Source organism: Lactobacillus sp. UMNPBX19, from assembly GCF_002553805.1.
In the GTDB taxonomy this organism is placed as follows: Bacteria; Bacillota; Bacilli; order Lactobacillales; family Lactobacillaceae; genus Lactobacillus.
Window position 1 is genome coordinate 1 of record NZ_PCYR01000085.1, and the last position, 670, is coordinate 670.

The following is a 670-nucleotide window of genomic DNA, read 5'->3' on the forward strand; positions in this document are numbered from 1 at the left end:
TTGCAAATACACAAATTCAACAAGCAATGAAACTGAACAAGTTGGTGGGTGTTTATCATTACGCCACTGGAGCTGGTGCCGTTGATGAAGCCAAGTTCTTTTTGAGTAACATCCAAGGTTACATGGGTAAAGCCTTATTAGTGCTGGACTTTGAAGGTGAAGCAATTGCCAGTGGTCCAACTTATGCCAAGGCATTTCTGGACACGGTTTACCAAGCAACAGGGATACGTCCTTTACTTTACACATCGAAGAGTGTGATTAACCAATACGACTGGTCAGCAGTCTCAAATGTGAACGACTTATGGGGCGCACAGTATGCTTCGAATGCCCATACAGGTTATCAATCAGATCCATGGGAAGATGGCACGGCATGGGGCAGTTTTGGTAAACCTGTTATCCGCCAATACACAGGATATGGGCGCTTGGCTGGTTATGCTGGCGACTTGGATTTGGACTTATTTTATGGCGATAAGGATGATTGGCAAAGTTATGTGACGTCTGATGACGATAACACAGAACCTGAACCAAGTACCAAAACACCAATCGTACAATACTCGGATGCCAAGGGTAATCGAGCGTATGCTTATACCCATTGGCAAGCAGTGACAGGTAAGCCAGATGTTGCCGTGAAGAGTGACTTAACGAAATATCAACAGAAAACAGACCCCTT

Annotated in this window: 1 protein-coding gene; it reads left to right on the forward strand. The window is 44.8% G+C overall.

Features of this window, described 5'->3' with window-relative positions:
* Positions 1-26: 26 nt before the first annotated feature.
* Positions 27-670, forward strand: a 644-nt coding sequence (locus tag CP370_RS09160) for a GH25 family lysozyme (RefSeq protein WP_304441346.1), incomplete at its 3' end; no start/stop codon positions are given.